Origin of the sequence: Bacillus sp. SD075, assembly GCF_017355165.1 — a bacterium.
Classification (GTDB): domain Bacteria; phylum Bacillota; class Bacilli; order Bacillales; family DSM-1321; genus Peribacillus.
This window is the reverse complement of sequence record NZ_JADILK010000043.1, coordinates 1-20,450: the sequence shown is the minus strand read 5'-3', so window position 1 is coordinate 20,450 and position 20,450 is coordinate 1. Positions and strand designations below refer to the sequence as shown.

Sequence of the window (20,450 nt, the reverse complement as noted above, 5' to 3'; positions counted from 1 at the left end):
GTGATTCACATCATATTGTAAATGAGGTGTCAGTTAAAGACGGATTACACTGAAATACCCATAAGTTTTATTACAAATGATTCTCATCATATTGTAAATGAGGTGTCAGTTAAAGACGTATAACTGAATTAAACCAGAAGCTTCATTAAAAAAATCGTTTCGAGCAAGGAGATGGTTCTCTTGCACGTAAAAGCAGAAAAATCATTCAATAATTATCAATTATGCTTTGACAGTTGATGAAACTTTAAAGATGTAGGAGATGGTTGCTTTGAATGGAAAATCTCTAATCAGATAATAACCATACTTTACTACGATGTAGATGAGGTGTTTGTCGCAGAGAATTTATGCTAATGCGAATTTTGAAGCAAAAACCCCTTTTTCGAGAGACAGGGTGCAACTTAATGTTGCATCCTGTTTTTATGATTTTTCCTTTTCTCAAAGATTCAAGCTATGGTACGATTAACCAAATACATTAACTTTTAAAGGAGCGTTTTTAATGAGTGATTGCATATTTTGCAAAATAATCGATGGGGAAATTCCGAGTACGAAAGTTTTCGAAAATGAACATGTTTTGGCTTTTCTCGACATTAGTCAAGTAACAAAAGGCCATACGCTGGTAATACCTAAAGTACATAAGGAGAATCTTTATGAGATGACACCTGAGATTGCCAAGAATCTTTTTGAAGTGGTGCCGGAAATTGCCCGCGCCATGAAGCAGGAGTTCCAACCTGTAGGCCTGAATCTTTTAAATAATAATGGTGAAGCTGCAGGACAGTCCGTATTCCATTTTCATATGCATTTAATTCCCCGGCATGGGGAAGGAGACGGCTTTGGGGCTGTTTGGAAAACGAATGCCAGCGACTATACACCAGATGACCTGAAACAAATCGCTGACTCCATTGCACAGCATTTAAAATGAAACATGATGGCCTGTGAAGGTTTCTTTTATCTTTTTAAGAATCGGCAATTGAACTTTAGCTAAACACTGTTTGCATGAAAAATAATAATCCTGTTTTTTTGGTCCTCACTCAAAGTGCAGGACCTTTCTCCTTGGCCAAACATAACGGGTTGTCACTTAAAATTCTAAATTTTCCTCCTATTGAATTTAGTTTTCTGGTAGGATATATGAATAGTCTCAAATACTTTATCACATAGTCGTATAGGAGGAAAAAAATTGAAACGTGCACGCAATTTTAACGCTGGGCCAGCCGCCCTGCCCTTAGAAGTTTTACAAAGAGCCCAAAACGAATGGTTGAATATTGAGGATTCCGGTATGTCCGTCATGGAATTAAGCCATAGAAGTTCGGAATTCGAAAAAATTCATAACCATGCCATTCAATCATTAAAAGACCTTATGGAAATTCCTGAAAATTATGAAGTCCTCCTATTGCAAGGAGGAGCAAGTCTACAATTTTCCATGATTCCCATGAACATTTTGAATGATGGGAAAAGGGCAGATTATGTCCTCACTGGTTCTTGGTCGGAAAAAGCATTAAAAGAGGCCAAAAAGGTTGGTGAAACGGCCGTAGTCGCTTCATCCAAAGATGATAAATATACGTTCATCCCTAAAGTGGAAGACATCAAGTTGAATGATGATGCTGCATATCTTCATATTACAAGTAATAATACGATTTACGGAACTCAGTGGAAGGAATTCCCGGAAACGGGCAAAATTCCTTTAGTAGCTGATATGTCAAGCGATATTCTCAGCAAAAAGGTTGATATTAGTAAATTCGGCATCATCTATGCAGGTGCACAAAAGAATCTAGGTCCGTCAGGAATCACAGTCGTTATCATCCGTAAAGATTTAATAACGGATAATGACAATATCCCATCCATGATGAACTATTCTATCCATTCTAAAAATAAATCTTTATACAACACTCCTCCGACATTGGCCATTTACTTATTGTCCCTTGTCTTGGATTGGGCAAAGGAACAGGGTGGAGTGGAAAAGATCGCTGAAATCAATGCAGAAAAGGCAAAAGTCATTTACGATGCCATCGACGGCAGTGATGGTTTTTATAAAGGCCATGCCCTACCGGACAGCCGTTCATTAATGAATGTAACGTTCACGCTTCCGTCTGAAGAGGCTGAAGTACAATTCCTTAAAGAAGTGAAGCAAGCCGGATTCGTAGGACTGAATGGTCACCGTTCCATCGGTGGCTGCAGAGCATCCATCTATAATGCGGTCCCTCTATCCCATTGCCAGGACCTTGCTGATTTCATGAAGAAATTCCAGGAATCGTTTAAAGCGAAGGAAGCTCAAACCCTTTAATTCAAACAAATATGACTTCTAAAAAAATAGGTCTTATGATATACTATTTTAAACTTCTTGCAACAAGCAATAGTGCATTGTTGAAGAAAAGATGTTAGTTGAGATGAGAATAGGAGAGATGAGTAAATGAAAACGAAAACCCTTGTGTCACTTGCCCTATTAATCGGGATTGGGGCTGCCCTGCATTTTATCGTACCTGGATTCTTCCTTGGAATGAAACCGGATATGATGCTGTTGATGATGTTTTTGGCGATTACCCTGTTTCCCGCGAAAAAGAATGTATTCATTGTCGCCCTGGCTGCTGGAGCCATCTCTGCCATGACAACTACATTTCCTGGGGGACAGATTCCAAATATCATAGACAAATTGGCAACAGCCTTTCTATTTTACCTTTTATTCATCAGTCTTAAGAAGTTTTCAACATCCGTTGTCACCGTTAGTATTTTGACTGCCGTAGGAACAATGATTTCCGGCGCTGTCTTCCTTGGTTCGGCGTATTATATCGTTTCCCTTCCAGGGCCTTTCGTTGCACTTTTCGGCGCTGTCGTACTTCCTGCCGTACTGTTAAATACAGTTGCGATGGTCATCATTTATCCAATTGTGAACGGCATCGTAAGAAAATCAAATATACCCATCAATGCTTAAGCAGCAGGATCATCATATCTAAAAAAGCACCGGAATTTCCGGTGCTTTTTTTCCAATCTTATGAATCTGGAATTCTAGCCAGAATCATCCTCCAAGGTTCAATGAATCATTATCCACATAAACCAAATAAAAAGCAGTAAAACTCCGGGGAGACCCATAGCGAAGGCTCTAGCCTGGAGCACCCTCTTAGGCGGATAGATACCAGGAGTTTTTGCTTGCCTTAGAAAATGCCCCATTCCGCACAGGCATACCAGGCTTAATAAAAAAATTATTTTCATTATTAACCCACCAGTGCCATCCATGTTCCGACAGCTTGTTTTTATAATCTATATGCTGCTCTCCCCTTTATATGAAGCATTATTATTAAATGAAGCATTATTATTAAAGCTTCAAGTTATTTTTAAATATTATATATTTACTCTCTAAGTTTAAAAAAATATTTTTGTGATATAAAGATAAAATGGTCGATACTCTTCCATAAGGATGAAAATTATGGTATTTTGATATCAATAGTATTTCTCTCCCTATTTATCATAATTTCCAATTGATGTTTTTTTCAGCAGGGATTCAGACCATGGAAAGCGAAAACATATTATAAAATGAGGTGATCCTAATGAAAGCAAAATCATTACTAATTGGCTTTTTGACCGGAACAGTAGTAGCTGGTGCGGCAACCCTACTTTCAACACCAAGTTCAGGTAAAGACCTACGGAACCGCATCAAAACGAATACCGACGAAATTAAGAATACAATTGATGAGTTAAAGGTAAAGATGCTAAATATTAAAGATGACACGCTGGAAGCTTCACAAATCAGCAAAGAAACGGTAAAAACGTTCATTTCAGATGTTCAGGTCGTCATCGAGAACTGGAAGCGGGAAATCGAACCCAATAAGAATGAATTATTGAAGAACGTTCAAGAAATTGAAAATTCATTAAAGGAATTGGAAGCGGCCACCCCTTCTTCTAAAAATTAATAGTGACAAATCGTCGCGCAAGCTTGATTCTCCATTTTTCCCAATAAATTACACGGTTTATTGGAGAAGAATGGAGAATTCATTAAAAAAACTAAAATTTTCTAAAAATTTTGCAAATATTTATCTTTATTAATTTTTATTTTATTGTCATAATAAATATATAGAATCTTATAAGTAGGTGAGCCCATAATATGCAGAATAAAAATTATTCTATGAAAGAAGCAATGATTTTTAGTCAACGAATTGCACAATTAAGCAAAGCATTATGGAAATCGATTGAAAAAGATTGGCAGCAATGGATCAAGCCCTATGATTTAAATATCAATGAGCACCATATTCTTTGGATTGCCTACCATCTTGATGGCTCTTCCATTTCTGATGTTGCAAAATTTGGGGTCATGCATGTTTCTACAGCATTTAACTTTTCAAAAAAATTAGAGGAACGCGGGTACTTAACATTTTCAAAAAAAGAAAATGACAAAAGGAATACGTATATAGAGATCACAGCAGAAGGTGAAAAAATTCTACTTGATTTAATGGAGACATACGATCCAAGCAAGAACTCTGCTTTCTCGGGTGCACTTCCACTACGTGAGCTATATGGCAAGTTTCCGGATATGATAGAAATGATGGCCATCATCCGTAATATCTATGGTGAAGATTTCATGCAAATCTTTGAACGGTCCTTCGATAACATCGATCAGGAGTTTACTGACGTGGAGGGTAAAATCACAAAAAAAAAGATAGAGAAAGAAACTGAGCCAGTTTAATCTCATACTCTATCCATTTCTTTCATGAATGATACATATAAACCTTGTGAAAGGCATGCATCAACGCATTCCCTAATGGTTATTTTTGGATTAACCTTTCTCTCAAATTGATTAAAAAGCGGTTGAAAGTTCATATACCCTTCCGCTTTTTCTATTTCAAAGCGCTTGCTCAAGATATCACATGTTCCCAATAATTCTTCCGCTTCCTGCTTCGTGAAGTTTTTTTCCACAAATAGATAGTCCAACTTTGCCTCCGGATTTCGTATCAGGTTTAATAAAAGCCGTTGATGAAAACGGAGTATTTCTATTTCTTCATTTATATTTTTCATGCCTCACTAATCCCCAATCGATCATTCAATTTAACATAATAGGCTTATAAGCAATTCTTGATTTTTCACACTCAGTAATCCGCCTGATCACTGGTTCAATCCCTGTACTTAAACACCTTTAGCATGCTTACACACTAAAGTGATTTTATCTTGAACTTAATCCAAGAATTTCATTGCTTTTTCCACCAATTCATCGTAATGTATGTAAGTATATTCAACAGCTTTGGAGGGCTGATTTCGAAATGAATTCGTGGAAAACAATTGACGTGGCAAAACAATATGGGAATTGCCGTCTGATCTTTTTTTCAGTTTTTACTATATTGATGTCTTTTGTTGTGATCTATACATTATTAAGTGTTTTTTCAACGCATGTTATTTTGTATGGCGATCAAACAATGGCATTTTTTAGCCTACTATTCTTATTATATCCTGTTCACAAACTATTACACTATTTACCCTTACGATTATTATGTAAAAAAGTAAAAACTTCTTGGTCCTTGAAGTGGAACCTTGTTCTTACATGCAGAGTCAATGTGCATTATCCGATTCGAAAGCATCTTTACCTGTTTACCCTTGTGTTGCCATTCTTCATAATGTCTGTCTTATTGATTGGTTGTGCCCTTAGTTTTCCACATTATATCCATTATTTCACTATTTTATTATCCTTGCACACCGGATTATGCGTATCGGATTTTATTTATATAAAAAACCTGGTAGGTTCCCCAAGAAATTCTTTTATCGAGGAACATCTCGAAGGATACGATATACTTATTCAAAAGTGATTTCTTATTCATTCATAAAGATGCCTCATAAGATTTTTAGGTATCTTTTTTCATTATAATTTGGTATCGTATTTATACATGATGTTTTGCAAGGAGGGATTTTAGGTTTTGATCTCGTTCTGGTTTATTATTTTTGCTATTTTGATCCTTTATAATATTAATAGAATGACAAACTCTTTATGCATTCAAAAGGAAATTGCTGAAGACCGGCAGCCTAAAGTATTCAGGACCATTAATGTATTAATTACTATTATGTTATTATCCTCCTATATTGAAATTTTGTATACGTAGAGATGAGCAACAAATGATGGCCATCATTTGTTACATACATTGGTGATACCCGGAGCATTATCCACATAAAGAAAAAGGGCGAAGCAATCAGCTTCGCCTTTTGTTTATGAGTTTATAACCAAGAAGCGCCAATGATGATTAACAGGATGAAAAGAACGACAATTAGAGCAAAACCTCCACCTATTCCTCCAGACATTGATCTTCCCCCTTTCCATTCTTAAGTAATTTAATTTCATGCACACCCTTAAATCCGCAAAAAGGAATCCCTTCCTTTCTAAGCTTGATAATCACTTCGTCTTTTTGTTGAGCGGCTACCCTATCCTATTCAACTCCATGGCAAAAGGAGTGGGCTCTTTCCATTATTAATTTTGCAACCGATTAGCAATAGGCTGATCCTACAATTATTAATAATATGAATAACACCACTAACAAAGCGAAACCTCCGTTAAATCCATTACTCATTATGCTACCTCCTTTTGTTGTCCTCAATTTATCATATGTAATGGTTTATTATCCGGGTAGGCGTACACCCATTTTTCAAAAAAATCTTATTCATACACCAATATATTATTTTTTGTAAAGTAACCAGAATATGTTATAGTTAATTTTGTGGAAATACGAAAAATAGCAAATCAGAAACTTAAAACTAGGAGTTGTTTTTATGAAGAAGTGGGCATTATCGATTGCTGTTACTGCAGGGCTGATCGGACTTACAGCATGCAACAGCGACAAAGAAGCAGTCGTGGAAACTAAAGCGGGGGATATAACTAAAGAAGAATTTTACAATGTAATGAAAGACCGTTATGGTGAAACCGTTCTTCAGGAACTTGTTTATGAAAAGGTTCTTTCTGAAAAATATACAGTAACCGATAAGGAAGTTAAAGCTAAAACGGACGAGCTTAAAGAGCAAATGGGTGAAAATTTCGAAACGGCCCTTGCCTCTTCCGGGTATAAGAGCGAAGATGATCTTAAACGTGCACTTAAAATCGGCATGCTTCAAGAAAAAGCAGCCGTTGCCGATATTACAGTAAAAGAAGCTGATGTGAAAAAAGCTTATGAAGACTATAAACCACAAATCAAAGCGAGACATATTCTAGTGGAAGACCAAAAAACAGCCAACGAAGTTAAAGCTAAATTGGACAAAGGCGAAGACTTCGCTAAACTTGCCAAAGAATATTCAACAGATACAGGCACAGCTGAAAAAGGCGGGGAGCTAGGCTGGTTCGGTCAAGGTGAAATGGTTCCTGCATTTGAAGAACAAGCTTACAAAATGAAGAAAGATGAAATCAGTAAGCCGATTAAATCCGATTATGGCTACCACATCATCCAACTTCTTGATACAAAAGAAAAAGAATCATACAAAGATATGAAAAAAGATCTTGAATATGATTTGAAAGTCGCTCAAATTGACCAAACTAAAGTTCAGGATATTTTGAATTCAGAAGTCAAAAAAGCGGACGTGAAGATTAAAGATAAGGACCTAAAAGATGCCATCAATTCAGGTGACGCAACCAAGGCCGAAAAATAATTGAATAGCAAAAAGCGACAGGACTTGCCTGTCGCTTTTTTTCTTCTCATTCGAGCTCTGCTCCCTGATTTATATCCTTTTTACGCCTCTCGCGCTCTTCTTCCATGCGTTCAATGTACTTCTGACCTTCCTTCTCAATCCAAGCATCATCTATGAGCCGTTCCTGTCTAGCTGTCCAAATTGACATGACTGCACTGACAATTATCCCAATAAACACGAACCAGATCCAAATTGGCATGTCCATTCCCTCCCAAAAAATCTACTATTCATTTACTAGAGAATATGCGCGTACAAAAAAAAATATGCTTCTTTCTCCATCGGGAAAGAAGCATATTTCATTAAAATGTTGGTTTATAAAATGAACGATTATCGAGCGCGAAGACTCTTTCCGTAAATTCACCCGGTTTCACTTTTTCCAATGACCGGTCCATCATATTTATCTTGGCATCCATATTATCAATATAATGCAGCACTTCCGCTTCCCTCACCATTGGCGGTTTGGGACTGCCCCACTCAGCTTTACCATGGTGGCTTAATATCAAGTGCTTGAGAATCATGATTTCTTCCGATTCAATACCTAATTCCTCTGCAGCTTTACCGACTTCATTTACCATGATGGTGATGTGCCCCAACAAGTTGCCTTCCACTGTATAAACAGTCGAAACAGGTCCAGATAGCTCATGTACCTTTCCAAGGTCATGCAGAATGACTCCTGCATACAAAAGATCCTTATTGAGCGAAGGATATAGGCTTGAAATAGCCTTAGCCAGCCCTAGCATCGATACAACATGATAGGCCAGACCCGACATATACTCATGATGGTTCTTAGTGGCAGCAGGAAATGTCAGAAATTCATTCTGATATTTTTTAATGAGATGCCTAGTCACCCTTTGGATATTCGGATTCCTCATTTCAAAAATGAATTGAGTGATGGTCTCCATCATTTCTTCCTGACTTAAAGGGGCCGTTTGAATCAAATCCGCTTTCGTTACCCCATCAGCATCTGAAGTGATTCTAATATTACGGATTTTCAATTGGCTGCGTCCTCGATAATTCTGGACTTCCCCTTGAACTTTCACCGTAGCTTCCGCACTGTATGTTTTCTCATCAGTCTCGGAAACATCCCATAGCTTTGCCTCGATTTCCCCAGTTTTATCACACAAAATCAATGTTAAAAACGGCTTTCCATTACTTGCCACCGCTTTTGTACTCGTTTTAATGTACATATATATATCTACTACTTCACCAATTCCAAAGTGTATGATCCCATTTCCCATGCGACTGCCTCCGTTCAATTAAATATCAACATTATAACATACCAATCCCGTTAGTGCGTTTAGTTTTCGTTAATAAGTGATAGACGATGGAAGAGAAAAGGCTAAGCTGAACGTCTCTTATCATTCCACTAGAAAACCAGGCTTGACACCAAGCCTGGCTCTCCAATCAAATCTATTTCAACAATTTTTGTTCGGACAATACGCGCATTTTTCCTGGCCCTCAATTCGGTAATATAAACAGCATGTTACCCGTTTATATGGATTCATGGACGCGGGAAAACCTTTTTCCCCAATGAATCGTTTAAAGGGGGAATGCATTTCAATATTCTGCCATACTTCATCTGCAAGCAGCATTTCAATGTCCTTTTCCACTTGCGCCTTTATATCTGTTTCCTTCAGTAACTCATTATACATCCATACCGTATAGCTCCAAATATTTTCCCAGAGTATTAGTTTCGATATTTTAGCCGTTCCGGAAAAGAAGCGAATGGCATCAGCACCAAATCGGCTTAATATGGAATGGAGGGCAGATGGGCTTTCCTTTGCCGTAACATTGCTCCACCTGTTAGTTTTCAGCAAAAAATTCGGGAGCCAATGTTCATCTTCTGGATCATCCAAAACGCCAATGTCCTGAAGTGTGCCTTCCCAGATTATCCGATGTTTGCTTAACATGTAAAATTGTGCCGTAACAAAAAAAGCATAACGTCTGAACCACATTGAAATGGCTATTCTTGACGTTTCCGCCCCAGTCCGGGCTTGTGCATACTGAATAAGCTCATCAGCTTGATTGTAGGTCTTGAAAACTTTGACTTCTTCTCGTAAGGATATGCGATATCCTTGCAGCTCTTTTTCAATAGACGGTGTGAGGTTATGCATTGGCCAGCGCTTTTACATGACTTTGGGCGTAGCGTCCTTTACCAAACGGCACGCACATGGGACTGCCGAAAATTGGATCAAAAGAAATTTGACATTCCATGCTGAATACACGCTGTACCAATTCAGTCGTGATGATATCCTCTGGACGGCCTTGAGCATGAATCGCCCCATCTTTAAGTGCCACCAGATTATCCGCATAACGGCAAGCTAAATTCAAATCATGAAGCACCATCACGATCGTTCGGTTCTCAAACTCATTCAAGTCGAACAATAAGTCCAAAATCTCGATTTGATGGGTCATATCAAGATATGTAGTCGGTTCATCCAACAAAATGACATCCGTATCCTGAGCCAGCGTCATTGCTATCCATGCCCGTTGCTTCTGTCCTCCCGATAATTCATCGACTGCCTGATCCTTTAAATCGGTCAGGTTCGTTGCTTCAATCGCCTTTCGAACTTTTTCTTCGTCTACGGAACTCCACTGTTTCAACCAACTTTGATACGGATATCTTCCTTGTTTAACAAGTTGATAGACTGTAAGTCCTTCAGGAGCAACCGGGGATTGTGGAAGAATTGCCATCTTTCTTGCTACATCCTTCGATGACATGGTTGAAATCGCTTTGCCTTCGAGCAAAACTGAGCCTGATTGAGGTTTTAACAATCGGGCAACCGACCTTAGCAGTGTTGATTTTCCACATCCATTGGCACCGATGAATACGGTAATCTCTCCTTTGGGTATTTCAATATTCATATCATTTATAATTAATTTATCACCATAACCGAGCGATAAAGACTGTGTGTTAATAGCTGGTCGCATTAAAATACTCCCCTTCTAGTCTAATAATACCAGTTTAATGAAAATGATTCTCACTGTCAATCTTAAAAATGAATATAAACCAAAAACTCCTTATCCCATTCCTCTTGAATGACTCATTAAAGTGAATGCTCCTTTAAAAATATGAAGCCTCATATGGAAAAATTAACGAAAAAAATTCAGCACCATATATTAACTTACCCTATCAATTACCGCTTCTTGTAGCTTCCGAACGATTCAATCGTCCATTCTCCCCCTCCGTGCAATCCCGATCGGACTTTCCAAACTCCATTTAGCGGAAAATAAAAAAAAGCCCTCCATATGGAGAGCCATTTATCCGACCAGCAGGCGATTCGTACAATGTTCCAGGGATTCATCCCTAATGAAGGTAAATAAATCCTCAACGATAAACGGAATTAATCCTGCTGCAATATTCCATGCATTGACCTCTATTTGATAAAGGATTTCTGATTTTCCTGTATTGTATAGCTCCTCACTAAGCACAGCAAGAGCGGGATCTAAAGCGTGTCCCATCTCATGTGCGAGAATCACCCATGTAAATTCCTCAAGCCTTGCAAGCGAGCCTAGGGAACGTTCACACTGAATCTCGATATCTCTCTTATATAAAGTGATGCTATGCCCTATGGCAGAATACTTCCCCCCAACACATCGTTTACCGGGAAATTCCTTTTCGATGATTAACTCCAAAGAAGAATCATGGTAGCATACAAACTCATTCATATTCAATAACTTCACTCTCTTTATTTATAGTTTAAACCCATTATATTTCGGGAATGATCCATTCATTCATATTTTGGCACAATATGGGGCTGGATAGACGGATCACTTGATTTTCGCTAAAGTACTCCATTATATATCGGTGACATGTAAAAAATAAAATTTGCCGCTTTTCCGAAACTTTTTTCAATAACTCGAGCATCCGTTTTGTCCTTTCCGCATCAAAATTGACGAAACTATCATCAATGATGAGAGGGAATGAATCATTTTCAAAGGTATGATCAGCAAGTGCGAGCCTTAGGGAAACATAAATTTGCTCTGCTGTCCCGCGGCTGACCTCTTCAACCCTGAAACTTAAGCCATCACTGCGCTGTACCCAAATTCCTTCTCCCGACTGATCAAGGATGATTTTACGATAGCTTCCATTCGTTAAAAAGGAAAAATGCCGCTCAGCATCAGCGATGACCTTCGGCAGGCGTTCCCTTTTATATCGGTCCAAGGTTTTATTCAATAAGCTTTTGGCTATTGCCAATTTCGCCCATTCCTTCGCCTCTTCGTTAAAAGCAGCTTTTTCTTCATAAAAACGATGAAGTATGTCATCATAAATCCCCGAAACTTCAAGCTGTTTTATCCTATGCTTCACATCCGCCTGTTTCTCTAATAAAAGTGATTTCACCTTTACAGAATCCTTCCGTTTCCGTTCTAGATTTTCAAAAGTATACGTGTTGATCCCTTGCTTCAGGTAAACTTGGATTTGTTCAGGCAGCATTCTGGATTGCCCAATTTGAATGGTAATCAAATCAAGCTGTTTTTGTAAAGTAATTTTCTTTTCGAACAATGCAGCGCCTTGCCTGAACTTCTCCTCGTCCTTGACCTTCGCTAACTTAAAAAGCATTTCCATTTCTGCATCAAGATATCCTTTTTCCATCGTCAACTGCTCGATTTCGTCTGTCAAACGACTCCGTTCCTGCAACCATTGTGTTAGTTGAACGGAGAATTCAACCGCTTTATTCATTTCCCGTTTCAATAGGCCAATCGCTTCCCGCCATGTGGATGGTTCAAAATCGAGGCTGTGTGCGAAATGAAATAAAGCCTTCGATTTACCCTCAAATTCTGCATGCAGAAAATTGTGCCTCTTGATTGTTTCATATTTCCTATCAACGGCTTCCTTCCATTTCTCAAGAAGCTCAAATACAGATTCAAGATTAATTTCCATTCCTGGATAAGACAGACCCCAGCCACTTAAGATACTCCTCACTTCTTTATCCAAGCGGTCCCTGCTAGCTTCCCAAGTAGCATACTCCTGAATGGTCGATTCAAACGCTTCCTCTCTCTCTTCATATTTGAACCTTTCACTTTCAAACCGCCTTTGAAGACGCTGGTCCAGTTCAATCAACCGTCCCATCGACTCCCCTTCACTCCCACTATTGGTTTCACTCCCAATTGCAGCCCTATTCCCTTTCATCTCATCCAATTGCCTGATATATCCGGACAATATATCATCACCTTTAAAGAGATACCTGGAAACCGCAAACAGGACAGCCACGGCTAGAAGTGTAATCCCCAACAAAATCTGTTCACTGAAATAACTTCCGATCGCAACTAAACAAAGAAGTATTATTAAACTGCCATTCATGATGAGTGAACGTTTGCGATTATGAGCTTCCTTCTTCCTCTGTAAGGCCAATTGTTTTTCAAGTTGGAGTATTTGTTCATCAAGAATAAGGGATTTTGCTGTTTCAAATTCGATGTTATTCTGCTTGTTGCATAAGGACTCCAGCTCGATTCTTTTTTCATCCGGCAGTAACTGGGCCTTTATCTCCTTCAAGCGGGCTTCTGTCGTTTCCAGACTTTCCTTTTGCAGTCCATATTTCTCATCAAGCTGTTTTTTATCATTTTGGAGTTGATGCTTTTCCCTCTCGGCCCATTTCACCTTTTCCTTCATGAATGTACTGATATCCAGTTTTCTTATTTCATCATCAGAAACATCCAAGAATAATTCCTGCTTCACCTTTTCGATATTCTTTTCTTCCAACAGCCTTTCTTGTTCCGCTGTTCTTATATCCAGCTCGAGCTTCTCCAGCAATGTTCCTTGATCGATTGCATGTTCAATTCGTTCTTTATGTTCCTTGATGAAGGGATTGATTTGTATTTCCGTGAGTTTCCCTTCATGTTTGTCCTTTTTCTCTGTCAATGCAGCGAGTTGGGCTTTCATCGGCATTCCAACTGCCTGCAACTGTTCTAGTCTTTTTAAGCCATCAACAGGAAAACTCACTTCCGGAATTTTACTTATTTCTGTTTCAAGTTCCCCCTGTTCTTCAACCAAGGGTTTAATTCGCAAAAAAGCACTCACGTTAACAAGATTTTCTTCAATCTCTTGAATCTCTTCCGTGACTTTAGAGAGTTCCTCCGTAAGATTTGCCTCTTCCTGAAGCAATCCCGTATATGACTGCTGTTCTTCTTCCGATGCTTTCACCTTTTTCTGCAATTCCTTAAGTTCTTTTAATCTCACATTCAGTAAAGGTTTTTGGCCTGATGGCTTGAACCTTAAATCTATCTCTTTTTGCAATTTCATTTCGGCTTCAAGAAGCTTATCATTCCCAATCAGCCCAGCTGAAAGCAGATATTTACTCATGGTCCCTTCACTTAGCGTATGTAAACCCTGCAGACCTTGAAGATCGAAAGAAAAAATGGCTTGGTAATAGTTTTTATCAACGCCATGGAGAATCTCATTCAATTCTTCCTCGCCGCCGATCCTTCCATCCTCGAAGGTCAATTTTACATCGCCAACAGCTTTTCCCTTCACACGTTCTATAACGATTTCCCCATCTTTTTTTGTTATGAGACTGAGCCTTCCCCCATATTTGGCATGCATTTTGGGCTCGTAACGCGGTTCGTTTTGAACCTTTGTCGGAAATCCAAATAGCATACTATGAATGAAGGACATGATGGTTGACTTGCCCGATTCATTTTCCCCAAAGAAAATCCGCAGCTGTCCCAATTCAGGAAAACGCTGATTTTCCAGTTTGCCGTAACCATAAACATGGAGGTCTTTAATAATCAAATCCGTTCCTCCTCCCTCCACTCATTTATTCGCTTCAAAAACTTGCAAAAGCCATCTTTCCGCTTCATCCAAAAGTTCCCTCTCCTCTTCCGGTTCCATTGAATCAAGAAACCTCCTTGCACCCGGATGAATATAAAGCGGGGCCAGAGCCGCCTCCGTATCATCAAATTCCGAAGCAAGCCTGGATACCTCAGCCATAAATGGCGATATTCTTTCATTTGACCTTATCATCGGCGTGGACTGGATGACTTTGATTTTATACACCCAGACAAATGATTCCCCTTGGTCCTCTTCCTGCAAGATCCGGGTCAATTCTTCAAGATATTCCCCGGAAGCCCCTGCTGAATCACCTGCATCCAGCTTCAATTCCAAAAGGAAGCTTCTCCCATCGAAACCCTTCTGTTCAATTACTTCCTTGCATTGCTTGAACAGGGCATCAAATCCACCTTCAGGGGTCATTTCGATTGTTTCACTTTCCCATATCACTTCAGAGGCTTCAATAAAGGCATGACGCTTCATGTCCCCGTCGAATTCGACGAGCAGGCATCCTTTGACGCCAGACTCCTTTCTGTTCCTGCCTTGAATATTCCCTGGGTATATCACTAGGGGATCTTCTGAAACCACCTGATACTTATGGATATGGCCTAATGCCCAGTAATCAAAATCTTTAGCAGTCAGTTCCTTCAATGAAAAAGGGGCGTATGGACTATGTTCGGAATTGCCTTCCAAATTCCCATGAAGCAGACCTATATGATAATCGGCCCCTTCAGCTTTTATGTAGGTATCTACCATTCTCTCCCTTACGTGACGGCGTGGATAACTGAATCCATAAAGATGGACAGTTGTCCCATCTATTTTTTCAAACCGTTTCACTTCGGTTTGCCCTGAAAATACGTGGACATTATCCGGAAGCTCCACAGTAATCCATGAGCCGCTGAGATGATCATGATTCCCATGAATGATATAAGCAGGGATCTGATGCCGCTGGAGTTTTTCCATTTCGGTTCGAAAGCGAACCTGTGTCCGAAGACTACGATTTTCCCCATCAAATAGATCCCCTGATAACACGATAAAGTCCACCTGACGGGAAATCGCTTCATTAATGATAGTTTGAAAAGCTTTAAACGGACTTTCCCTAATTTCCTTTAATATAGATGACGGCATATCCTTCAACCCTGAAAAGGGACTGTCCAAATGGAGATCCGCCGCATGAATGAACTTCACACCGCTCAAAAGTCTCACCTCGTTTCTATCAACATTTCACATTTAATTTTAACATGAACAGAACATACTTTCCCATACATTATTATTTTAATATGGCATCATGGTACCTAGTATTCCAGTATGGGCAAATTCAACAGGAAAAAGACCGAATGGCGTGGACATTGTTTCATGCACGGCATTCGGTCTTTTTCATCATTAAAAAATATCCATACTTAAATAGCGTTCACCATTATCCGGTGCAATGCATAATACCCGTTTTCCACTTCCAAGACGACGAGCTTCCTGCAAGGCCGTCCAGACAGAGGCACCTCCTGAAGGTCCAATCAATATACCTTCCTTCGAAGCCATATCCTTCATGGTGGAAATCGCATCTTCATCAGCGGCTTGTACGATTTCATCAAATACCTCTGTATTTAAGATGGTGGGGATAAAACCAGGGCTCGTACCCACTAACTTATGAGGACCAGGCTTTCCCCCAGAAAGAACTGGAGAACCCTTGGGCTCGACAACGACAACCCTTAAATCTGGAAGATGTTCTTTTAAGGCTTCACCAGTCCCGGTTATCGTCCCTCCTGTTCCAGCAGTAGCGACAAACACATCCAGGTTTCCATCCATCTGATCTAAAATCTCGACTGCTGTCGTCACTCTGTGAATATCAGGGTTGGCTTCGTTTTCAAATTGCTGCGGAATAAAGCTATTGGGAATCTCTGCAGCGAGTTCCTCAGCTTTACGAATGGCTCCCGGCATCCGCTCAGATGCAGGGGTGAGGACAACTTCCGCTCCGTATGCCTTTAAGATATTGATTCTTTCTTTTGACATATTATCCGGCATGACCATAATGGCCCGATACCCCTTTGCGGCGGCATTCATAGCAAGCCCAATACCTGTATTCCCTGATGTAGGTTCTATTATCGTGGCCCCGGATTGAATGATACCATCCAATTCAGCCTGCCTAATTAAATTGAAGGCAGCCCGATCTTTTACGCTGCGGCTCGGATTGAAATATTCAAGTTTCACAAATACTTCAGCGTCACCCTCCTCTGTTAAATGATTAATCCTTACAACAGGTGTATCTCCTATCAATTCAGTGATATTATTAACGATTTTTACTGTCATTCAAAAAATCCCCCTTCGCCCCATACACAGACTACATGCACATTTTACTCAGGTTTATTATATCATTTATGATTTTTCATTTTAAAGAGAGAATTCCTCTAGTATAAATAGGGTTTGTTTTGATTGTTTCCAAACTATAAGGAAAAAACTAAGAAATTAGTTCGATATAGTTATTTTCCATCATTTTTCAAGATTTTCAGCTACTGATCAATATTCCTTATCTTAATACATTTCCCTCACATAACAATAGTCAAAATTGACAGATAATGATAAAATTTTTATAACAGTTCTCTTTAGATAAAAGACAGTATTATTTTTGACAAGGGAGTTTTTGAAAATGAGCAGAATATACAAATTAACCGTTTTTGAACCGTCAGGGGAAAAATTATTGGATGAATCATTTAAAGCCGAGAATGATGAGCAAGCAAAAGAATTGGGACAAAATCTATTGAAGGAAAAAAACTATCAAGATCAAACACATCGCTGCACATCACCTTCAGGCACTTTATTGCTTTTTCATCGCTGATGGAAGCGCAAACACTAAAGATGCAATCAATTTTTCAACATCTTCCTTTTTAAACTATATAGGAAAGGGCCGTCACAAACGTGACGGCCTCAGATTGTAGACAAACTCGATGAAAACTCAGTTTGTCTGCAGTTTTTCATTTATAAAGTCCAGTTAATTTCAGATATCCGCTTCCTTTCCGCCGACTGTCTGCCTAACCTCCTCGGCGCAAGCGCCTTTGGTGTCTCGGCTAGCCACTATTTCAGCAGGAGTTTCGCAAATTTCTTTGAGGATTACAGTAAAAAACATAAAGACCGGAGAAGTTTATCGACATAAACCACACAATATTCAGCCGTTCACGCTATTCGGCCTCCCCCGCACTTTATTCGACCGTTCACGAATTTTTTTCGATCTGCAAACTGAGGTCTTGACTAAAAAATGATGGCCTTTCTCATTCATTTTCCGATGAAGTTCGGTTTCCTTTTTTCCACGAAAGCTTTTATTCCCTCTTGGTGGTCCGCCGTTTGGCGCATTTTCATCTGAGCAGCTTTTTCAATCTCAAGCATCTTAATTAATAGTGGGCGATTTTTTTCACTAAGGATCTTTTTCGTTTTAATCATGGCCTGAACCGGGCTTTGCAGCCATGATTGCACTTTCTTCTCTACAGCATGTTCCAAAGTTCCGTATGCCACTTCATGAATAAGGCCCTTGTCTTTTGCTTCAAGCGCTGTAAGCACTTTACCTTCCCAAATCAATTCTTTCGCAGCGACTTCACCAAGTCGACGTTCAAGGAAAAAGTGTCCGCCACCATCAGGGATTAATCCAATTCCGATAAAATTCATGGCAACCTTACTTTCCGAATCGGCAATAAGATGATCGGTTGCAAGAGCTATACTCAACCCAAGCCCTGCAGCGGCACCATGAATGGCACTGATGGTCAATTTAGGCATGAAGTATAGAGTGGTCACCAATTCACTGATTCCATCCATCAGTTCATCGAAAGCGTTTTCTTTTCTAGGCGAGAGCATCATCTTAATGTCACCACCCGCGGAAAATGCTTTTCCATTCCCTTTTAAAATGACAACGTCCACTTCATCTTTCTCACTTACTTCCTTAAGGGCATTAATAAAATCATACAGCATTTCCGGATTTAAAGCATTCATGGCCTCTGGACGGTTCATTGCAACAGTAGCCGTTCTGTCCGAGTATGTGACTAAAACAGTTCCTGCAGGTGAAGTCGATTCAATACTCAATTTATTCCCTCCTCTTTTCTATGACTCTATTATATATTTTTCGTCCATTAACAGAATAGGGCGAAAAGGTATAATTTAATAAATTTCCCATTATTTATTGATATATTTATCCTGAAGCTGATCACGCAATGCCCTTTTCAAGAACTTCCCAACACCGGTTTTCGGGATTTCATCCAAGAAGACCACTTCATCCGGCAGCCACCATTTTGCAAACTGCGGCTTTAAAAATTCGATGACGTCCTCCTGGGATACTTGCCCCTTGTATCCGTCCTGCAAAACAACACAGGCAATCGGCCGTTCCTGCCATTTTTCATGAGGCACTGCAATTACCGCCGCTTCAAAGACTCCTTCATGGGCCATTAATGCATTCTCTAAATCTACGGAAGAAATCCACTCACCGCCGCTTTTTATCAAGTCCTTAGTCCGATCGACGATTTTCACGAATCCTTCTTCATCAATCGTGACAACATCCCCCGTGTACAGCCAGCCATCTTTAAATGTATCTTCTGACCGCCCATCCTTAAAATACTCATTTGCTATCCAAGGACCCCTGATCAGCAATTCGCCCATTTCTTTTCCATCAGGTTTCACTTCGCCATCCTGACCGATCACTTTAATTTCTATCATTGGTGAAACAAGGCCCTGCTTGGCCTTCAATTCATAAAGTTCTTCTTCAGGGAGGTCCTCCTGATAGCTTTTCGGTTTTGATACAAATACGAGCGGGCTTGTTTCAGTCATTCCATAGGCATGCAGGAATGGTATCCTATACTTTTGTTCAAAGGTTTTGATCATGCTTTTCGGGGCAGCCGACCCCCCGCATAAAATAGCACGAATGCTGCTCGTATCATGGCTGCCTTCTTCTAGCTCCTTCAATAATCCCAGCCATATCGTCGGCACCCCTGCTGCGATCGTAACCTTCTCCGTTTCTATAAGCTCCGCCAAAATCTTTGGGGTGAAATAGGGTCCCGGCAAAACCATCTTCGTTCCAAACCAAACACTGGCAAATGGCATGCCCCAGGCATTCACATGAAACATGGGCACGACAGGAAGTGCCACATCACGTTCGCTTATTGCTGTAGAATCCGCAAGCCCCAGTGCAATCGCATGCAACAAAATTCCGCGATGTGAATAAACCACACCTTTTGGGTTCCCCGTCGTAGCGGAAGTATAACATATTCCGGCAGGTGCATTTTCATCCAAGGTTTGAATGAATGGCTGTTTCGGATTCCCTTCGGCTAATAATTTTTCATAATGATAAATAGGTGAAAGGGTCGTATCGGGCAACTCCTCTTTATCCGTCATTATGATATAACCTTCCACTGTCGTTAACTCATCTTTAATTGCTTCCAAAAGGGGGATGACATCCGGGTCTATCAATAATAATCGATCCTCCGCACTATTGATGATATAAGAAACATGTTGAGGAGACAGACGCATATTAATTGTATGTAGGACAGCACCATGACAAGGAATCGCAAAATAAGCTTCTAAATGACGATGATGGTTCCAGGCAAGTGTTCCAATACGGTCACCTGTTTGAATACCGAATTTTTCAAGATTACTTGCTAGCCTTCTTGTACGCTCAGCAATCTCAGCATATGTAAAGGTATGAATTCCACCATCCGTACGCGAAACTACCTCTTTCTTAGGAAAATATCTTTCAGCTCTCTCAATGATTTGAGTCATGATCAATGGAGTATCCATCATTACAATCTCCCCCTTATATTAAAAGCATGCTCATTATATATTCGACCAGAAAAAAAATAATCCTTTTTCCCTAGGTGCCTTTTACGATTATTTTGAATCCGGCTGTATCTGGATGATATTTTTCAAATAAAAAAAGGATCTAAACTAGATCCTGCAGTTTGTAGACAAAAGGGGTTCTGAATTAAAAAATTCCGAACCCCTTTTGAAATTCCCTTTGAAATTTTGACCAAAGGTTAAGAGATTTGAGCTCTTCGAGCCACTATGTTAAGCCATTTTA

The 20,450-nt window shown here is 39.7% G+C and carries 23 protein-coding genes; 9 read left to right on the top strand and 14 right to left on the bottom strand.

Going from position 1 to position 20,450, the window contains the following annotated elements; all coding sequences use genetic code 11:
- Positions 1-496: 496 nt before the first annotated feature.
- The 3 genes from IOC57_RS20710 (at position 497) to IOC57_RS20700 (ending at position 2,923) form a co-directional block, all read left to right on the top strand.
- A complete protein-coding gene (locus tag IOC57_RS20710) occupies positions 497-919 on the top strand; it encodes an HIT family protein (RefSeq protein WP_207440470.1) in 423 nt (140 codons plus the stop codon).
- A 255-nt stretch (positions 920-1,174) separates the two neighbouring features.
- Entirely contained in the window at positions 1,175-2,278 is a 1,104-nt protein-coding gene (gene serC / locus IOC57_RS20705) for a 3-phosphoserine/phosphohydroxythreonine transaminase (protein WP_207440469.1), read from the top strand.
- Between the two features lie 126 nt (positions 2,279-2,404).
- The gene (locus tag IOC57_RS20700; RefSeq protein WP_207440468.1) at positions 2,405-2,923 is read left to right on the top strand and encodes a tryptophan transporter; all 519 of its coding nucleotides are present in this window, start codon (positions 2,405-2,407) and stop codon (positions 2,921-2,923) included.
- A 98-nt stretch (positions 2,924-3,021) separates the two neighbouring features.
- On the opposite strand, the gene yhzF is transcribed toward IOC57_RS20700, so the two are convergent.
- The gene (yhzF, locus tag IOC57_RS26770; protein WP_483862054.1) at positions 3,022-3,201 is read right to left on the bottom strand and encodes a membrane protein YhzF; all 180 of its coding nucleotides are present in this window, start codon (positions 3,199-3,201) and stop codon (positions 3,022-3,024) included.
- Between the two features lie 335 nt (positions 3,202-3,536).
- On the opposite strand from yhzF, the gene IOC57_RS20695 reads away from it, so the two are divergent.
- Both IOC57_RS20695 and IOC57_RS20690 read left to right on the top strand, forming a co-directional pair.
- Positions 3,537-3,899: a YtxH domain-containing protein gene (locus IOC57_RS20695; RefSeq protein WP_207440467.1), complete on the top strand. Its 363-nt coding sequence runs from the start codon at positions 3,537-3,539 to the stop codon at positions 3,897-3,899.
- Positions 3,900-4,090: 191 nt separating this feature from the next.
- The gene (locus tag IOC57_RS20690; protein ID WP_207440466.1) at positions 4,091-4,669 is read left to right on the top strand and encodes an HTH-type transcriptional regulator Hpr; all 579 of its coding nucleotides are present in this window, start codon (positions 4,091-4,093) and stop codon (positions 4,667-4,669) included.
- A 2-nt stretch (positions 4,670-4,671) separates the two neighbouring features.
- Here IOC57_RS20690 and IOC57_RS20685 read toward each other — a convergent pair whose 3' ends face one another.
- Positions 4,672-4,998, bottom strand: coding sequence for a DUF1878 family protein (locus IOC57_RS20685; RefSeq protein WP_207440465.1), 327 nt, complete (start codon positions 4,996-4,998; stop codon positions 4,672-4,674).
- 242 nt (positions 4,999-5,240) lie between these two features.
- Between IOC57_RS20685 and IOC57_RS26605 the strand changes: the two genes are divergently transcribed.
- Positions 5,241-5,780 carry a DUF3267 domain-containing protein gene (locus IOC57_RS26605; RefSeq protein ID WP_207440464.1) on the top strand — a complete coding sequence of 180 codons (540 nt, stop codon included), beginning with the start codon at positions 5,241-5,243 and terminating at the stop codon, positions 5,778-5,780.
- A 108-nt stretch (positions 5,781-5,888) separates the two neighbouring features.
- A complete protein-coding gene (locus IOC57_RS26070; protein ID WP_034314696.1) occupies positions 5,889-6,071 on the top strand; it encodes a hypothetical protein in 183 nt (60 codons plus the stop codon).
- A gap of 112 nt (positions 6,072-6,183) precedes the next feature.
- Here IOC57_RS26070 and IOC57_RS20675 read toward each other — a convergent pair whose 3' ends face one another.
- Positions 6,184-6,267: a YjcZ family sporulation protein gene (locus tag IOC57_RS20675; protein ID WP_061462016.1), complete on the bottom strand. Its 84-nt coding sequence runs from the start codon at positions 6,265-6,267 to the stop codon at positions 6,184-6,186.
- A gap of 182 nt (positions 6,268-6,449) precedes the next feature.
- Complete coding sequence (locus IOC57_RS20670) at positions 6,450-6,533, bottom strand: YjcZ family sporulation protein (protein WP_207440485.1); 84 nt, start codon at positions 6,531-6,533, stop codon at positions 6,450-6,452.
- 199 nt (positions 6,534-6,732) lie between these two features.
- Here IOC57_RS20670 and IOC57_RS20665 point away from each other — a divergent pair, with 199 nt between their 5' ends.
- Positions 6,733-7,599, top strand: a complete 867-nt coding sequence (locus tag IOC57_RS20665) for a peptidylprolyl isomerase (protein WP_207440463.1) — start codon at positions 6,733-6,735, stop codon at positions 7,597-7,599.
- Between the two features lie 46 nt (positions 7,600-7,645).
- On the opposite strand, the gene IOC57_RS20660 is transcribed toward IOC57_RS20665, so the two are convergent.
- The 8 genes from IOC57_RS20660 to cysK all read right to left on the bottom strand — a co-directional run bounded on the left by IOC57_RS20660 (position 7,646) and on the right by cysK (position 16,708).
- Positions 7,646-7,837 (bottom strand): sporulation YhaL family protein, encoded by a 192-nt coding sequence (locus tag IOC57_RS20660; protein ID WP_396020871.1) that lies wholly within the window; start codon positions 7,835-7,837, stop codon positions 7,646-7,648.
- A 100-nt stretch (positions 7,838-7,937) separates the two neighbouring features.
- Complete coding sequence (gene yhaM, locus IOC57_RS20655; RefSeq protein WP_207440461.1) at positions 7,938-8,876, bottom strand: 3'-5' exoribonuclease YhaM; 939 nt, start codon at positions 8,874-8,876, stop codon at positions 7,938-7,940.
- A gap of 177 nt (positions 8,877-9,053) precedes the next feature.
- Positions 9,054-9,752, bottom strand: a complete 699-nt coding sequence (locus tag IOC57_RS20650; protein ID WP_207440460.1) for a (2Fe-2S)-binding protein — start codon at positions 9,750-9,752, stop codon at positions 9,054-9,056.
- On the bottom strand, positions 9,745-10,569 hold the full coding sequence (locus IOC57_RS20645) for an ABC transporter ATP-binding protein (RefSeq protein WP_207440459.1): 825 nt from the start codon (positions 10,567-10,569) through the stop codon (positions 9,745-9,747). The genes IOC57_RS20650 and IOC57_RS20645 overlap by 8 nt, the downstream gene beginning before the upstream one ends.
- A 330-nt stretch (positions 10,570-10,899) precedes the next feature.
- Complete coding sequence (locus tag IOC57_RS20640) at positions 10,900-11,307, bottom strand: hypothetical protein (protein WP_286185084.1); 408 nt, start codon at positions 11,305-11,307, stop codon at positions 10,900-10,902.
- Between the two features lie 40 nt (positions 11,308-11,347).
- Positions 11,348-14,368, bottom strand: coding sequence for an ATP-binding protein (locus tag IOC57_RS20635; RefSeq protein ID WP_207440457.1), 3,021 nt, complete (start codon positions 14,366-14,368; stop codon positions 11,348-11,350).
- A gap of 21 nt (positions 14,369-14,389) precedes the next feature.
- Positions 14,390-15,592 (bottom strand): metallophosphoesterase family protein, encoded by a 1,203-nt coding sequence (locus tag IOC57_RS20630; protein WP_309487743.1) that lies wholly within the window; start codon positions 15,590-15,592, stop codon positions 14,390-14,392.
- Positions 15,593-15,787: 195 nt separating this feature from the next.
- Positions 15,788-16,708: a cysteine synthase A gene (cysK, locus tag IOC57_RS20625; protein ID WP_207440455.1), complete on the bottom strand. Its 921-nt coding sequence runs from the start codon at positions 16,706-16,708 to the stop codon at positions 15,788-15,790.
- A gap of 337 nt (positions 16,709-17,045) precedes the next feature.
- On the opposite strand from cysK, the gene IOC57_RS20620 reads away from it, so the two are divergent.
- The gene (locus IOC57_RS20620) at positions 17,046-17,234 is read left to right on the top strand and encodes a YhzD family protein (RefSeq protein WP_207440454.1); all 189 of its coding nucleotides are present in this window, start codon (positions 17,046-17,048) and stop codon (positions 17,232-17,234) included.
- 434 nt (positions 17,235-17,668) lie between these two features.
- Here the strand turns inward: IOC57_RS20620 and IOC57_RS20615 are convergent, their stop codons facing one another.
- Together IOC57_RS20615 and IOC57_RS20610 are read right to left on the bottom strand one after the other, a co-directional pair.
- On the bottom strand, positions 17,669-18,466 hold the full coding sequence (locus IOC57_RS20615; protein WP_207440453.1) for an enoyl-CoA hydratase: 798 nt from the start codon (positions 18,464-18,466) through the stop codon (positions 17,669-17,671).
- Between the two features lie 90 nt (positions 18,467-18,556).
- Positions 18,557-20,173, bottom strand: coding sequence for a long-chain fatty acid--CoA ligase (locus tag IOC57_RS20610; RefSeq protein WP_207440452.1), 1,617 nt, complete (start codon positions 20,171-20,173; stop codon positions 18,557-18,559).
- Between the last annotated feature and the right edge of the window lie 277 nt (positions 20,174-20,450).

Bases quoted from the DNA above. Each gene is read 5' to 3' on its own strand.
- IOC57_RS20710 (WP_207440470.1), top strand. From the start codon at position 497: ATGAGTGATTGCATATTTTGCAAAATAATCGATGGGGAAATTCCGAGT.
- IOC57_RS20700 (WP_207440468.1), top strand. From the start codon at position 2,405: ATGAAAACGAAAACCCTTGTGTCACTTGCCCTATTAATCGGGATTGGG.
- yhzF (WP_483862054.1), bottom strand. From the start codon at position 3,201: ATGAAAATAATTTTTTTATTAAGCCTGGTATGCCTGTGCGGAATGGGG.
- IOC57_RS20695 (WP_207440467.1), top strand. From the start codon at position 3,537: ATGAAAGCAAAATCATTACTAATTGGCTTTTTGACCGGAACAGTAGTA.
- IOC57_RS20690 (WP_207440466.1), top strand. From the start codon at position 4,091: ATGCAGAATAAAAATTATTCTATGAAAGAAGCAATGATTTTTAGTCAA.
- IOC57_RS20685 (WP_207440465.1), bottom strand. From the start codon at position 4,998: ATGAAAAATATAAATGAAGAAATAGAAATACTCCGTTTTCATCAACGG.
- IOC57_RS26605 (WP_207440464.1), top strand. From the start codon at position 5,241: ATGAATTCGTGGAAAACAATTGACGTGGCAAAACAATATGGGAATTGC.
- IOC57_RS20675 (WP_061462016.1), bottom strand. From the start codon at position 6,267: ATGTCTGGAGGAATAGGTGGAGGTTTTGCTCTAATTGTCGTTCTTTTC.
- IOC57_RS20670 (WP_207440485.1), bottom strand. From the start codon at position 6,533: ATGAGTAATGGATTTAACGGAGGTTTCGCTTTGTTAGTGGTGTTATTC.
- IOC57_RS20665 (WP_207440463.1), top strand. From the start codon at position 6,733: ATGAAGAAGTGGGCATTATCGATTGCTGTTACTGCAGGGCTGATCGGA.
- IOC57_RS20660 (WP_396020871.1), bottom strand. From the start codon at position 7,837: ATGCCAATTTGGATCTGGTTCGTGTTTATTGGGATAATTGTCAGTGCA.
- yhaM (WP_207440461.1), bottom strand. From the start codon at position 8,876: ATGGGAAATGGGATCATACACTTTGGAATTGGTGAAGTAGTAGATATA.
- IOC57_RS20650 (WP_207440460.1), bottom strand. From the start codon at position 9,752: ATGCATAACCTCACACCGTCTATTGAAAAAGAGCTGCAAGGATATCGC.
- IOC57_RS20645 (WP_207440459.1), bottom strand. From the start codon at position 10,569: ATGCGACCAGCTATTAACACACAGTCTTTATCGCTCGGTTATGGTGAT.
- IOC57_RS20640 (WP_286185084.1), bottom strand. From the start codon at position 11,307: ATGAATGAGTTTGTATGCTACCATGATTCTTCTTTGGAGTTAATCATC.
- cysK (WP_207440455.1), bottom strand. From the start codon at position 16,708: ATGACAGTAAAAATCGTTAATAATATCACTGAATTGATAGGAGATACA.
- IOC57_RS20620 (WP_207440454.1), top strand. From the start codon at position 17,046: ATGAGCAGAATATACAAATTAACCGTTTTTGAACCGTCAGGGGAAAAA.
- IOC57_RS20610 (WP_207440452.1), bottom strand. From the start codon at position 20,173: ATGATGGATACTCCATTGATCATGACTCAAATCATTGAGAGAGCTGAA.